Source organism: Streptomyces sp. NPDC088817 (assembly GCF_044750345.1).
Classification (GTDB): domain Bacteria; phylum Actinomycetota; class Actinomycetes; order Streptomycetales; family Streptomycetaceae; genus Streptomyces.
The window spans coordinates 1-13,555 of sequence record NZ_JBIVJN010000009.1 but is presented as its reverse complement, the minus strand read 5'-3'; the positions used below and the strand labels follow the sequence as shown (position 1 = coordinate 13,555).

Below are 13,555 nucleotides of genomic sequence, written 5' to 3'. Positions count from 1 at the left end.
AAAGCACCCATGCACCAGCACTCATCGCCCCGTGCCACCCTGCGCCGCAGATCCGCCCTCACCGCCCTGACGGCGATTGGCGCCCTGCTGCTGAGCGCCTGCTCCGACGCACCCGACGCCGACACGCCGGCATCCGGCACCGGCGCACCGGTCGACGGCGGCACCCTGCGCTACGCCCTCGCCGGATCGCCCGCCACCGCCAGTGACGACCCGCACGGCGGTCTCGGCAACGAGTCCGACGTCCTGCGGTTCGCCCTGACGTACGACGTGCTCACCGTCCCCGGCGAGGACGGCAGGACCCGACCGCGGCTCGCCACGTCCTGGAAGCCCAACGACGCCATGACCCGCTGGACCTTCACCCTGCGCAAGGACGCCCGCTTCACCGACGGCACGCCGGTACGCGCCGCCGACGTGCTGTACTCCCTGCGGCGTATCAGCAGCAAAGCCGCCGAGAACTACGGCCGGCTCGCCGACTTCGACATGGAGAAGTCCACGGCCCGCGGCGAGTACACCGTCGTTCTGGCCACGCGCGCCCCGATGGCCGACGCGCCCCGGGCGCTGGAATCCGTCACCTTCGTCGTACCCGAGGGCACCAAGGACTTCTCCCGCCCCGTCACCGGCTCGGGTCCGTACCGGGTGGAGCGGACCAGCGCCCAGACCACCGTCCTGGTCCGCAACGACAAGTGGTGGGGCGAGCGACCGCACCTGGACCGGATGGAGATCCAGGCCGTCGCCGACCCACAGGCGCGGGCCAACGCCGTCGCCTCCGGACAGGCCGACGTCGCCGGCAGCGTAAGCCCCGCCGCGGTCAAGAGCGCCGGCTCCTCGGCGAAGACAGAGGTGATCCGGCGGAACGGGGTCACCGAGTACCCGTTCATCATGCGCCTGGACACCAAACCGTTCGACGATCCCAGGGTCCGCGAGGCGTTCCGCCTGGCGGCCGACCGCAAGGCCCTGGTCGACACCGTGTTCCTGGGCTACGGCAAGGTCGCCAACGACCTTCCCACCCCCTACGACCCGTCGGCCCCCAAGGACCTGCCGCAGCGCGCGCGTGACGTGGAGAGGGCCAGGAAGCTGCTGGCGGAAGCGGGCCACGCCGACGGACTGTCCGTCACCCTGCACACCACCACCTCCTACCCCGGCATGGACACCGCGGCCACCCTCTACGCCCAGCAGCTTGCCGACATCGGCGTCCACGCCGAGGTGAAGGTCGAGCCCGCCGACACCTACTGGACCGCCGTCTACGCCAAGAAGGCGTTCTACACGGGCTACTACGGCGGCATCTCCTTCCCGGATCTCGTCCGCGTCGGGCTGCTGTCCGATTCCCCGACCAACGAGACGGCCTGGCGCAGCAAGACCTTCGACAGCGGCTTCGCCCGGGCCATGTCCACCGCGAACGAGGCGCGGCGCAGGCAACTGCTCTCGGGCATCCAGCGTGAGCTGTGGAAGGACGGCGGCTACGTCGTCTGGGGCAGCGGGGACGGCCTGGACCTCGCCGCGCCCGGCGTGCGCGGACTGCCCGACGGACCCGGCTTCCAGCGCATGTTCATCGACCAGGTGTGGATGGCCAAGTGACCCTGCGCACTGTCAGCCGTGCCCTGCGTCCGGTCGGCCGTGCCGCGGCCCTGGCCGTCGCCGTCACGGCCGTGGTCTTCATGGCCACCGAACTGCTTCCCGGCGACGCCGGGGAACTGAGGGCGGCGGGCCGGGCCTCCGCGGAGGACATCTCGGCGGAGCGCGACCGGCTCGGGCTGGACCAGCCCATCATGGTGCGCTACCTCGACTGGCTGTACGGCGTGATCCGGGGGGACCTGGGACACTCGCTGGCGGGGGGCCGGCCGGTGGCGGCGCTGTTCGCGGAACGGCTGCCCGCCACCGCCGTCCTGGTCGCAGTGGCGCTGGCCGGCACCGTGCTGCTGACCGTGGCGGCCCTGTCCGTCACGTACCTGCGCGGCGGCCGGGGCGCCTCGGCCGCCACCGGGCTGGCCGCCGTGCCGCAGCCGGTCTACGCGGCGGTGCTCGGCGCGGTCCTGGCCGGGCTGCTGGGCTGGCTGCCTCCCGTGTCCCTGCTTCCGCCCGGCGCCTCGCCCCTGGCCGATCCGCGGCTCCTGGCGCTGCCCGCCCTCACCCTGGCCCTGCCCTCGGCCGCGTTCGCCACCGTCCTGCTGCGCGGGGCGATGGGCGACGTCCTGCGCCGTCCCCACGTGGCCGACGCGCGGCTGCGCGGCCTGCCCGCCCCGCTGGTGCTGTACCGGCACGTCCTGCCCTTCCTGTACGCGCCGGCGCTTCAGGTGACGGCCCTGCTGGCCGGCGGCCTCATGGCCGGAACCGCCCTGGCGGAGACGGTGTTCGGCTATCCGGGTACCGGGCAGCTGCTGGTGTCGGCCGTTGCGGTGCGAGATGTTCCCGTCATCCAGGCCGCGGCCCTCCTGCCGGCCGCCGTGCTGCTGCTGGGCATGCTCCTGGCCGACCTGGCCGCCCGCCGCACCACGGTGCCCGGTCTCGCGCGGGATGCCGGGCGGCCCGTGCCGGAAGCCGCGGGAGGGGGCGGGTGATGGGCCGGTCCGTGCCGTCCTTCCCGGCCGCCGCCCGCCGTACGGCGCCCGGGGCCGCGGCCGTCGTCCTGCTGGTGTGCGTGCCGCTGGGCCGGTACGCCGCTCCCCACCCGCCGGAGCGGACGGTCGCCGCGCCCTGGGTGCCGCCCGGCGGACGGCATCCGCTGGGCACCGACGTCCTGGGACGCGACGTGCTGTCCCGGGTCCTGGCCGGGGGCACCCAGCTCCTGACCGTGTCCCTGCTCGCCGCGACCGCCGCCGTCGTCTGCGGCACGGCCCTCGGCCTCGCCGCGGGCTGGTCGTGCGGCCGCACCGCCCGTGCCGTGCGGGCCCTGTGCGATCTGCTGCTTGCGGTCCCCGCCCTCCTCCTGGCGCTGGTGCTGGCCACGGCGCTGCCCGGGGCCACGGCGGTCATGGTGGCGGCGGTGCTCGCGGGTGCGCCGCTGACCGCACGGGTCGTCGCCACCCAGTGCGCGCAGCTGCGCGACAGCGGTCATGTGCACGCCGCCGTCGCACGGGGCGAGCGCACACCTGCCGTCCTGCTCCACGAGGTGCTGCCCGCCCTGCGCCGCCTGGTGGCAGCCGACGTCGGACTCCGGCTGGTCACCGCACTACAGATCGCGGCCGCCCTCGCCGTCCTCGGTCTGGGACCCCAACCCCCGGCCCCTGACTGGGCCCTGATGCTCAGTGAGAATCTTCCCGGCGCCGCGCTCAACCCCCTGGCACTGCTGGCCCCGGCTGTTCCCCTGGCGGGCTGTGCCTGGGTGTTCGCCGCGGCCGCCCGGACGGCCGCCCGCAGGCTGGGGGAGGCGGTATGACGGCGCACGTCCCCACTGCGTCGGACGCAACCGCCCGTACGCCCCTGCTGACGGCCGAGGGGCTGACCGTCCGCCGCACCCGTGACGGCGCGACGATGCTGTCACCGGTCGACGTGACTGTCGGCTCCGGGGAGGTACTGGCTGTCACCGGCCCATCCGGCGGGGGAAAGACCACCCTGCTGCGCGCCCTGCTCGACGTCCTTCCGGACGGCCTGCACCGCGCGGCCGGCACAGTGCGCTGGAGCGGGGCGACGGTACCGCGGGGCCGGGCGGCCAGGCGGTGGCGGCGTGTCCGGTGCGGCGTGCTGGGCCAGGACCCCGGCGCGGCCTTGAACCCCCTGTGGCGGGTGGACCGGCTGATCGGCGAGGAGTTCACCGGCGACGCCGCCGCCCGCGCACAGCGGGTCGAGGCCCTGATGCACCAGCTGGGCCTTCCGCCCGGGCTCGCCTCCCTGCGCGCGGGGGAACTCTCCGGAGGGCAGGCCCAGCGGGTCGCCCTGGCCCGGGCCCTGTGTGCCGACCCCGAACTGCTGGTACTGGACGAGCCGACCTCGGCGCTGGACCGCGCCACGGCCGATCTGGTCGCCGAAGTGGTGCGCTCCCGGCGAGGTGTTCCCGGCCGGGGCGTCGTCCTGGTCACGCACGAGGCCCGGCTGGCCGCGGAACTGGCCGACCGGACCCTGGTGCTCGCCGCCGACCCGCAGCCGGCCCCCGGCCCGGCACCCCAGGCATGTTCGGTACGGAAGCCGATCCGGCCGACCACCCAATCCCCGGTCCCGGTGACCGGGCATCCGTCCCCGCCTGCGCGTCCCCCCACCGTCCCGTCACCGTCCCCCGTGCTGTCGGCGCACGGCCTGACTCTGCTCACCCCGGACGGCACACCGCTGCTCGACCCCAGTGACCTTGAACTGCCGGCAGGCGGCTGGCTTGCCGTCATGGGAGCGTCGGGCACCGGAAAGACGACCCTGCTGCACGCCCTGGCAGGCCGCCGCCCACCGGCCGGCGGACAGTTGCTGCTGCACGGACGCCCGCTGCCCTGGGCCACCCGCCTGCGTGGCCGGCGGATGCTGCGAGCCGTCCAACTGGCCGGACAGGACGCGGTGACGGAACTCAACCCGGCGCACACCGCCGGCCGGTCGGTGGCCCGGCCGCTGAAGGTGTTCCACGGCATGAACGGAACCGCCGGGCGGGAACGGGCGAGAGAACTCCTCGAAGCCGTGGGACTCGCCGCCGAACTGTCCGACCGCAGACCGTCGACGCTCTCCGGTGGCCAGCGCCGTCGGGTCGTCCTCGCCCGGGCCCTCGCCGCCGGCCCCGACGTGCTGCTCCTCGACGAGCCCACCGCGGGCCTGGACCCGGCATCGGCGCGCGTCGTCCTCGACCTGCTGGACCGGCTGCGCAGGAGCGGCCCGGCGGTCCTGACCGTCACCCACGACGCCGACACGGCCGCCCGTGCCGATCGCGTCCTGCACCTGACCGGGCGCCGCCTGACCACGGGGTCGCCCGTGGCCCCCGACCATCCCCACCACGATCGAACGGAGCACCCCGGTGTCCGACAACAGCACGGCTGAACACGCAGGCCGGATCGCGGACCTGCTGGCCGCCCACCCCTGGGTTGCGCGGGCACGCCCCGCACCCGACGGCGGCGTCCTGGTCGTCCCGCACCCGAGCGCGGTGGCCGCCTCACCCCAGCCGGGCCCCCTGCTGCGCGAGCACCTCGAACAATGGGCCGAAGTCTACGAATGGGTGTACGAAACGGGGGAGGGTCGGCACGCCGACGACCTGGACCTGTCCGGATGGCGGGCCTCCGACACCGGGGCGCCGCTGCCCGAGGCCCACATGCGTGACTGGGTGGACCGCACCGTGGACCTCGTACTGTCCCAGAACCCGACCAGACTGCTGGAACTCGGCTGCGGCACCGGCCTGCTCGCCCACCGCCTGCACCCGCGCCTGGACGGGTACGTGGGCACCGACGTCGCCCAGGTCGCGGTGGACCGCCTCACCGCCGCGGGCCTGCCCCGCACCGGGTTCGTCCGGGCCGCCGCCCACGAGACGGCCTCCTCCCAGGTGTGGGACGCCATGGACGCCATCTTCGGTCCCGATGTGCTCCCCGACTGCGTACTGCTCAACTCGGTCACCCAGTGCTTCCCCGATCTGGCCTATCTGACGGCCGTTGTGCACGGGGCGCTGTCCGCCGTCCAGGACGGCGGCACCGTGGTCGTGGGGGACATCCGGCACTCCGGCCTGCTGCTCGACCACTTCGGTCGGCTGGAACGGGCGCGCGACCCCGAGGCGGACGACACGACGATCGCCGCCAGGGCCGCGGCCGCCGCCGAGGCGGACGAGGAACTGTCCTTCACCCCCGCGGCTGTCGCCGCCGCGGCCGCCGGCCAGCCGCGGCCGGTCCGCATGAGCGTCCACGCCCGCACCATGGCCGAGGACACCGAACTCACCCGCTACCGCTACGACGTCGTCCTGCACGTCGGCCCGCACACCGGCGGACCAGGCGCTCAACGTGTCCGCCGGACGTCCTGGGACGAACACCGGGGGAGCAGTACCCGGGAAGCACTGCGCACCGCGCTCCACGGCGGCCCCGTCGTCGTCCACGGCATCCCCAACGCCCTGCTCCGCGACGCGCCGGGAGCGGTGACCCCGTACGCCCTGCGCCAGGCCCTGGACGGAGCGGACGCCGCCGTACTGCTCGACGTCGCCGACCCCCGCATGCTGGCCGTGGCGGCACCCGCGCACTGCGCCCCCACCGCGGCCGAGGACGCCCCGGTGCCTTCCGGCTCGGCCGCGCACGAGCCGTTCCCCCTGTTCGTACGGCGCCGCCTGCCCGAAGTGCTGCGTGACCACCTGCGCCAAGCCGAGCCGTACGCGACACCGCCGGCGATCACGGTGGTGGACGGCATCGAGGACGGCCACTCGTGAACGAGGCGCTCACCGACGCCGCCCTCACCGGGCTGCCAGGAGTGAGGGACTGGCAGCTCCTTGGTGACGACGAGCAGGACATCCTGTTGGTGGCAGGACCGCCTCCGGCCACGGGGGAGATATCCGCGGGCCAGGACGACGCCCGCGCCGCGAGCCGGGCCGCAGACGACGGTGACGCGGCCGTACGCGGTACCGACCTGACCGCTCTCCCGGCACTGATGCGGCAGCTCGACGAGACGGCACTGCTGACAATGGGCCGGGTGCTGGACCGGACCCGCCTGTTCCGCGACGGCGGCCGGCCCGGCACCGGGGATGTTCTCGACGCCCTGGCGGTCGCACCCCGGCACGCGTGGATCGTACGGCGCTGGCTGCGCACCCTGACCGCCGAGGGCCGGCTCGACCTGGACGCGGCGACGAGCCGCCACCACTCCCTGGAGGTGCCCGACCGCCGCGACCACGCCCGGGCGCTGCGCGAGCTGGACGCCGCCTGCCGGGGCCTGGGCTACCCGGCGTCCATGACCCGCTTCTTCCGGGCCGCGGCCGAACGGCTGCCGCTGCTCCTCCAGGACCGCGCGACCCTGCACGAGGTGCTCTTCCCCGAGGGGGAGACGAACACCGCGCAGGGCAACTACCGCGACAGCGTCCCCAGCCGCTGGGCCAACCACGCAGCTGCGTCCCTGATCGCCCGAGAGACCCGCCGACCGACGGCACCGACTCCTCTGCGCGTCCTGGAAGCGGGAGCCGGAGTGGGCGGCACCACCGGCACTGTCCTGGAAGCCCTCGGCGACACTCCCGTCGACTATCTCTTCACGGACGTCTCCCCGTTCTTCCTGCGGGCGGCCAAGGACGTCTTCGGCGACCGCCCCGGACTGCGGCACGCCCTGTTCGACATCCAGGCCGACCCGCTCCCGCAGGGCTTCGAGGCAGGCTCCCAGGACGTCGTCCTGGCGGCGAACGTCCTGCACAACGCACGGCACGCCGGCCGGTCCCTGGCGGCCCTGCGGGAGCTGCTGGCCCCCGACGGACTGCTGGTCCTGGTGGAGTCGTGCCGGGAGCACTACCAGGCGCTCACCTCCATGTACCTGCTGATGTCGCCCGCGCCCGACGAGCAGGGCTGGTTCACGGACCTGCGAGCCGACCAGGACCGGGTCTTCCTCACCGCCGATGAGTGGACGCGGCAACTGGACGCGGCGGGCTTCGACCCGCTCCCCGTCCTGCCGCACGAAAGACATCCCCTGGCCGCGGCCGCGGGCCAGCGTGTCATCGCAGGTCGTGTCAGGGCCCACGGCGGCAGACCGGACCCCGGCCGCGTGCGCGCCGCGCTCGCCGACCGGCTGCCACCTGCCGTTCCCCTCCCACGGGTCCACGCCGTGGACGACATCATCCGCACCACCCTCCCGACTGGAGCTTCCCGTTGACCTCCTCCTCCGCCCCCGACCTCACCGCCGACGCGCGGACGGCCCCGGCCGATCTCGTCGACGCCGTCCGCGCCGTCTGGGCCGACGCCCTGGAGACCGACCTCACCGCCGTACCGGCCCATGCCAGCTTCCTGAGTCTGGGAGGCGACTCCGTCCTGGCCGTCCGCATGGCTGCGATGCTGCGCAAGCGGCTGGGCACGCCGCTGGCCCTCGCGGACGTCCGCGTCGAACAGAGTGCCGCGCAGCTCGCCGCGCTCGTCCACGAACGCAGCACCGGCTCCGCAACCGGCGCGCTGCGCCCGCTGCCCCTGGACCTGCGCCGACGCGAGGACCCGGACGCCCCGTTCCCGCTCCTGCCGCTCCAGCAGGGCTACTTCGTGGGCCAGCAGGACGCCTGGGAGCTGTCCTACCGCTCCGCCCACCACTACGTGGACATCGGGCTGGAGGACATCGACGCCGACGAAGCCCCCGAAGCGCTGCAGGACGCCCTGGAGAGACTGGCCGAGCACCAGGCCGTCCTGCGGGCCCGGATCCTGCCCGACGGCCGGCAGCACATCCTGCCCCTGGACGATCCGCAGGCGATACCGCAGCTGCGGGTCACCGACCTGCGCGACGCCGACGAGGAGACGGCCGCCGCACGGCTCGCCGAGATCCGGCACGAGATGAGCACCGAGGGCCCCGACCCGTCCCAGGGTTGCGGCCTGGACATGCGCCTGACTCTGATGCCCGGCCACCGCGCGCGGCTGCACTCCTCCACCAGCCTGCTCATCATCGACGGCTGGTCCTCCAGCGTCTTCTACCGCGATCTTTTCGCCCTGGTCTCCGACTACAACGCCGTCCTTGCCCCCCTGGACATCGACTACGGCGACTACGTGACGACCCTGCGGGACCTGCCCGGCACGCAGGCGTGGCAGCAGGACCGCGACTGGTGGTGGGACCGGCTCGACGGCTTCCCCCTGCCGCCGGCCCTGCCGCTGGTGGCCGACCCCGGGGAGGTGCGCCCTGCCCTCATGGGCACCCGGCAGGCGGTGCTGGACCCGCAGTGCTGGTCGGCGCTGCGCCGTCTGTGCACCGAACACGGCGTGACCCCGTCGGCGGCGATGTTCGCCGCCTTCTCCGCGGCCGTCGCCCGGGCCTGCGGCCACCGCCGCTTCCTGCTCAACACCCTGCAGCTGAACCGGCTCCCGCTCCATCCCGACGTGTCCAGGCTGGTGGGAGCCTTCTCCTCCACCATGCTGCTGCCCGTCGACCTGCCGCCGGCCCCGGTCTTCGCCGACCTCGCCACCCGGGCCCAGCGGGAGATCGGCGGCGCGCTCGCCCACAACCTGATCACCGGGGTGGAGGTCTCCCGCGAACTGGGCCGCCGGCGAGGCACCCACCGCCCGGTGGCCCCAGTCGTCTTCCAGTCGACCCTGGGCGTGGACGCGGCGCTGGGCAGCGAGGTGCCGCAGGAGGCCGGACCGCTCGGAGTGATCGACCTGCCGAGCCACCACCAGCAGCTGCGGACGCCTCAGGTGGCCCTGGAGGTCCGGCTGTTCGAGCTGCGTGGCGAACTCGTCGTCGCCTTCTCGCTGGTGGAGGAGCTGTTCGCGGGCAAGGACGTCGACCGTATGTTCGGCGATCTCATGGCCACCGTGAAGTCGCTGGTCGAGCCGGACGGCTGGTCCGCCCTGGTCGAACTGCCGGAGGCGGTCGACGGTGAGCAGGCGGAGACGACCCGGCCGGCACCCGGACGACGCCTGTCCGTACCCGCGACGGCGGCCGACGGAGCGGAGCCGGGACCGCCCCGGGACGAGGTGGAACGGGCCGTCGCCGCGCACTGGCAGAAGCTGCTGGACTGTGCGGTGGACGAGCGCACCGCCGACTTCTTCGCGCTCGGCGGCGACTCGCTGCTCGCCGTGCGGATGCTCGCATCACTCGCCCGGGAGGGACTGGGACGGGTGACACCGCGCCGCTTCCTCCGGCAGCCGACGGTGGCGGGACTCGCCGCCGCGTTGCGGGAACCGGACGAACGGTGAGTGGAGTGCGGCGGGGGCGGAGGCCGTCCCCGCCGCACTCCGGGGTCAGCCGCCCAGGCCGGCGTCCTCGCGGAAGAGTTCCTGGTCCAGCCAGACCGCGGCACGGGCGCCGTCGGCGGCCCCCGTGATCACGAAGGTGAGGGCGTCCGGCAACGCCTCCAGACGGGCGGTGTCCCCGGCCGCGTACACACCCGGCACGGACGTGCGCTGGAACTCGTCCACCCGCACACAGCCGTCCGGCAGGATTCGGCACCCCAACTGCTGGGCCAGCAGGGAGTGCTGGCGGGTGGGCGCCCGATGGTACACGCCTTGTCGTTCGAGGACCCGGCCGTCGGCGAGGACCAGGCGGAGTGCACCTGCCTCGCCCTCGATCCGGGTCACGGCCGTCTCCTCCACGGTGATACCGGCATCGGCGAGCTTGCCCGCGGCCTGTTCGGGCACCGGGTGCCCGTTGGTGCACACGACCACGTCGTCACTGAAGCGGTCGGCCACGTACAGGGCCTGCATGACCTGCGGCAGTTCATGCCCGAGGACGGCCAGGCTCATCCCGCTGGTCTCCCAGCCGTGGCAGAACGGGCAGTGGTACACCCCCCGGCCGAACAGCGCGGACAGCCCTTCCACTTGCTCGTCGAGCTCGTCGACCTGCCCCGTGGCGAGGACCAGTTTGCGGGTCCGCTCCACCGCGCCGTCCGCCAGCGTCAGGGCGAACCCCGGCGGCTCGGACACGGCAGCCGTGACGGTCGCCTCACGTACGACCACGTTCGGGTAGGCGCTGAGCTGCTCCCGGCCTATGCGGCGCAGTTCTGCGGGCGGGAACCCGTCACGGCTGAGAAACATGTGCATCTGCGCCGCGGGAGCGTTGCGCGGGCGGCCCGAGTCCAGCAGGAGGACCCGCCTGCGCTGACGCCCTGACACCAGCGCGGCGTTGAGACCCGCAGGCCCCCCGCCGACCACGATCACGTCGTACATCGTCTGTCACTTCCTCCGTAGTACGCCACTGTAACTCTGATAATAATTATCATTTTCAGTTACCGCCTGGCGGTGGGGAAGGCAGGATCCCACCATGCCCCGACGCCCAAGCACCCGGCGGCAGACCACCAAGCCACAGCGCGTCAACCCGCTGGACGCCGCCGGCATCACGTACGTCGACTACAAGGACACCGACCTGCTGCGGAAGTTCATCCCCGACCGCGGGAAGATCCGCAGCCGTCGGGTGACCCGCGTGACGCGTCAGCAGCAGCGGCAGGTGGCGCAGGCCGTCAAGAACGCACGCGAGATGGCACTCCTTCCCTACAGTTCCCGATAACCGGGACAGCGTTGAGTCAACGCTGCTCGTACGGGTCCGACGGCTCCTCGACCCGTCTGACCGCCTTCGCGTCCAGCAGCGGGGGCCAGGCCGCCGAGGAGCCCAGCCTGCCCTTGGGGTGCCAGATGCCCGTGACCGTCACCCACGTGTCCGTCGCCGGGGCGTCCGCGCCGCGGACCTCCACCTTGCTCGTGGTCGCATCGGCTGCGCAGCATGAGACCAGGAGCCGGGTGATGTACCACGTGCCGTCGTCCCCGTGAGTGACGAAGCCGGTCAGCCGGACCGTACGGCCCTTCAACGAGCGATCGCTGTCGTAGACCGCCCGGGAGGTGAAGGCAGCGACGCTCAGGTCCACCGGGTCGCCGGACGGCAGTGGCGTGAACGTTCCGACGCCCTGGGCCGCGTGCTGCGCGTCCTCCCGGTCCGCACTGTAGGAGCCGAGCGCGGGCGGCGGGAAGAGCAGCAGCGCGGTGGCGGGAAGGGTGAGCAGCCAGGCGAGGCGCGGGCCGGTCGTGTGGGTGTGCCCGTGCCCGTGCCGGTCCTCGGCCTCGTCCTCGTCCTTGTCGTCGTCCTCGTAGGGAACCTCCCGTGCGGCCCGCACTCCCGCCGCCACCCCCAGCAGCACCAGCAGCGCCCCCGACGCGATCAGGTACGGCCGCAGCCCGGACTGCACGTACCGCAGATACAGGGCACTGAACAGCGAGATACGCAGCACGGCGGCGCCCACCAGCAGCATCAGCACGGCCTGCCCGTACCGCCTCACAGCAGCCACCACCCCACGAGCACACTGCTCACCATGGCGACCACCCAGGTCGCCGACGAGAAGCGGATGGTGAAGGCCCGGCCGAACGTGCCCGCCTGAAGCGCGATCAGCTTCAGGTCGACCATCGGCCCGACCACCATGAACGCCAGCTGTGCCATCGGAGAGAACCCGCTCAGCGACGCGGCAACGAACGCGTCGGCCTCGCTGCATACGCACAGCGCCACGGCGAGCAGCGCCAGCAGCAGAACCGACAGCCAGAGCGATCCGGTGAAGAGGTCCAGGACCGAGCGCGGCACGGTGATGTCGAAGGTCGCCGCAGCGGCCGAGCCGAGCACCAGGAAGCCCCCGGCATGCAGGAAGTCGTGCTGCAGCCCGGCCGCGAAGGCACGCCCGCGCGAGGTTCCGGGCGGCCTCATACGCTCCGTTGGCAGCCGCAGCCACTCCTCACGCCCGAAACGGGCCCACAGCCACCCCATGACGACGGCGGTGGCGAGGGAGGCGACGAGCCGGGCGGCCACCATCAGCGGCCGGCCGGGGAAGGCGATGGACGTGGCGACCAGCACCACGGGGTTGATCGCCGGTGCGGACAGCAGGAACGCGAGCGCTGCGGCCGGGGCGACCCCGCGCCGCATCAGGCTTCTGGCCACCGGTACGGACGCGCACTCGCACCCGGGCAGCACGACGCCGGCCGCCCCCGCGACGGACACGGCGAGCGCCGTCCTGCGTGGCAGCAGCCGGCTGAAGACGCGCTCGGGCACGAAGGCGCCGATGGCGGCGGAGACCAGCGTGCCCAGCAGCAGGAAGGGAACTCCCTGGACGACGACGGCGGTGAACACCGTCCACCAGGCGGCGACGGGTGGGGTGTAGAGGTCGGCTGCGATCACCGGGCCGAGGATCAGCGCGACCGCGACGATCGTGGCGAGCGCGACACCGCCGACGACGACCTGCACGAGCGTTCGGACGGCGAGGCGGACGGTGTCGAGGAACCCGTACCGGCTCTCGATGTACTCCTGATCGCTCACGTCACTCGCTTCGCCGTACGACACCACGCACGCGCCGCATAGTAGCGACGGAGGCTGTGCGCCGGTCTCTTCGGGGCTCGTGGGGCCTTGGCGGTCTGGCGGATCGGTGTCCGTACCGGGTCGGGCGGCGCCGTGGCTGCGTTCGCCGCCCGACCCGGGGTCTTCAGACGCCCGCCATGGGTTCGGGATGCTCGTGCTCGCAGGTGTCGTCGATGCCGTAGGTGTCCCAGGCGGGGAACGGGTCTACGGGCGGCAGGCTTTCGCCGTCGGTCATGAGGCAGTCGGTCAGTGCAGCGTGCAGTGCGTCCGCACGCAGGTGCGTGCCGATGAAGACCAGTTCCTGGCCGTCGGGGCTGTCGGTGTCACGGGCGGCGGAGGGTTCGAAACGTGCGACGGACCCGGCCTGTGACCACAGGCCCGTCACCTGCGGGCGGCCGGCCAGCGTGAAGAACCCCTTGGAGCGCAGGATCTGCCCGTACGCGCCGCTGTCGAGTTCTTTGGTCACGAACGTCCACAGCCGGCCGGGGTGGAAGGGCGGTTCGGCGCGGAAGACGGTCGAGGAGATCCCGTACTCCTCCGTCTCGGGGACGTGGTCGCCGTTGAGTTCCATCACCCAGCCGGGGGCCTGTTGGGCGCGTTCCAGGTCGAACAGCCGGGTGCCCAGTACGTCGCCGGCCTTCACGCGGCCGTGGACGGCCGGGACGACGCGGGCGAGAGGGTTGAG

General features: G+C 73.3%; 12 protein-coding genes. 8 read left to right on the top strand and 4 right to left on the bottom strand.

What is annotated here, in order from left to right; all coding sequences use genetic code 11:
• The first annotated feature begins 9 nt into the window (after positions 1-9).
• From ACIP4X_RS18325 to ACIP4X_RS18295, 7 genes are read left to right on the top strand one after another with little or no spacing between them, the layout of a single operon-like run.
• Positions 10-1,575 carry an ABC transporter substrate-binding protein gene (locus ACIP4X_RS18325; protein ID WP_358734326.1) on the top strand — a complete coding sequence of 522 codons (1,566 nt, stop codon included), beginning with the start codon at positions 10-12 and terminating at the stop codon, positions 1,573-1,575.
• Positions 1,572-2,555, top strand: coding sequence for an ABC transporter permease (locus ACIP4X_RS18320; protein ID WP_401349360.1), 984 nt, complete (start codon positions 1,572-1,574; stop codon positions 2,553-2,555). The genes ACIP4X_RS18325 and ACIP4X_RS18320 overlap by 4 nt, the downstream gene beginning before the upstream one ends.
• Positions 2,555-3,373: an ABC transporter permease gene (locus ACIP4X_RS18315; protein WP_401349357.1), complete on the top strand. Its 819-nt coding sequence runs from the start codon at positions 2,555-2,557 to the stop codon at positions 3,371-3,373. Before ACIP4X_RS18320 ends, ACIP4X_RS18315 begins: the two co-directional genes overlap by 1 nt.
• Positions 3,370-4,944 carry an ABC transporter ATP-binding protein gene (locus ACIP4X_RS18310; protein ID WP_401349354.1) on the top strand — a complete coding sequence of 525 codons (1,575 nt, stop codon included), beginning with the start codon at positions 3,370-3,372 and terminating at the stop codon, positions 4,942-4,944. The genes ACIP4X_RS18315 and ACIP4X_RS18310 overlap by 4 nt, the downstream gene beginning before the upstream one ends.
• The gene (locus ACIP4X_RS18305) at positions 4,922-6,304 is read left to right on the top strand and encodes a class I SAM-dependent methyltransferase (RefSeq protein ID WP_401349351.1); all 1,383 of its coding nucleotides are present in this window, start codon (positions 4,922-4,924) and stop codon (positions 6,302-6,304) included. The genes ACIP4X_RS18310 and ACIP4X_RS18305 overlap by 23 nt, the downstream gene beginning before the upstream one ends.
• Positions 6,301-7,722, top strand: a complete 1,422-nt coding sequence (locus ACIP4X_RS18300) for a methyltransferase (RefSeq protein ID WP_401349348.1) — start codon at positions 6,301-6,303, stop codon at positions 7,720-7,722. Before ACIP4X_RS18305 ends, ACIP4X_RS18300 begins: the two co-directional genes overlap by 4 nt.
• Positions 7,719-9,740, top strand: coding sequence for a condensation domain-containing protein (locus ACIP4X_RS18295; protein ID WP_401349345.1), 2,022 nt, complete (start codon positions 7,719-7,721; stop codon positions 9,738-9,740). Before ACIP4X_RS18300 ends, ACIP4X_RS18295 begins: the two co-directional genes overlap by 4 nt.
• Positions 9,741-9,785: 45 nt before the next feature.
• Here the strand turns inward: ACIP4X_RS18295 and ACIP4X_RS18290 are convergent, their stop codons facing one another.
• Positions 9,786-10,709 carry an NAD(P)/FAD-dependent oxidoreductase gene (locus ACIP4X_RS18290; protein WP_358734339.1) on the bottom strand — a complete coding sequence of 308 codons (924 nt, stop codon included), beginning with the start codon at positions 10,707-10,709 and terminating at the stop codon, positions 9,786-9,788.
• A gap of 94 nt (positions 10,710-10,803) precedes the next feature.
• Between ACIP4X_RS18290 and rpsR the strand changes: the two genes are divergently transcribed.
• Positions 10,804-11,046 carry a 30S ribosomal protein S18 gene (gene rpsR / locus ACIP4X_RS18285; RefSeq protein WP_391455713.1) on the top strand — a complete coding sequence of 81 codons (243 nt, stop codon included), beginning with the start codon at positions 10,804-10,806 and terminating at the stop codon, positions 11,044-11,046.
• A gap of 16 nt (positions 11,047-11,062) precedes the next feature.
• Here rpsR and ACIP4X_RS18280 read toward each other — a convergent pair whose 3' ends face one another.
• The 3 genes from ACIP4X_RS18280 to ACIP4X_RS18270 form a co-directional block, all read right to left on the bottom strand.
• Positions 11,063-11,809: a TIGR03943 family putative permease subunit gene (locus tag ACIP4X_RS18280; RefSeq protein ID WP_401349340.1), complete on the bottom strand. Its 747-nt coding sequence runs from the start codon at positions 11,807-11,809 to the stop codon at positions 11,063-11,065.
• Positions 11,806-12,831 carry a permease gene (locus tag ACIP4X_RS18275; protein ID WP_358734343.1) on the bottom strand — a complete coding sequence of 342 codons (1,026 nt, stop codon included), beginning with the start codon at positions 12,829-12,831 and terminating at the stop codon, positions 11,806-11,808. The genes ACIP4X_RS18280 and ACIP4X_RS18275 overlap by 4 nt, the downstream gene beginning before the upstream one ends.
• 163 nt (positions 12,832-12,994) lie before the next feature.
• A partial coding sequence (locus ACIP4X_RS18270; protein ID WP_401349337.1) for a GTP-binding protein occupies positions 12,995-13,555 on the bottom strand: 561 nt, incomplete at its 5' end.

What these genes read in the sequence shown, in the direction of transcription:
- ACIP4X_RS18325 (WP_358734326.1), top strand. Translation starts at nt 10, where the DNA reads ATGCACCAGCACTCATCGCCCCGTGCCACCCTGCGCCGCAGATCCGCC.
- ACIP4X_RS18315 (WP_401349357.1), top strand. Translation starts at nt 2,555, where the DNA reads ATGGGCCGGTCCGTGCCGTCCTTCCCGGCCGCCGCCCGCCGTACGGCG.
- ACIP4X_RS18310 (WP_401349354.1), top strand. Translation starts at nt 3,370, where the DNA reads ATGACGGCGCACGTCCCCACTGCGTCGGACGCAACCGCCCGTACGCCC.
- ACIP4X_RS18290 (WP_358734339.1), bottom strand. Translation starts at nt 10,709, where the DNA reads ATGTACGACGTGATCGTGGTCGGCGGGGGGCCTGCGGGTCTCAACGCC.
- rpsR (WP_391455713.1), top strand. Translation starts at nt 10,804, where the DNA reads ATGCCCCGACGCCCAAGCACCCGGCGGCAGACCACCAAGCCACAGCGC.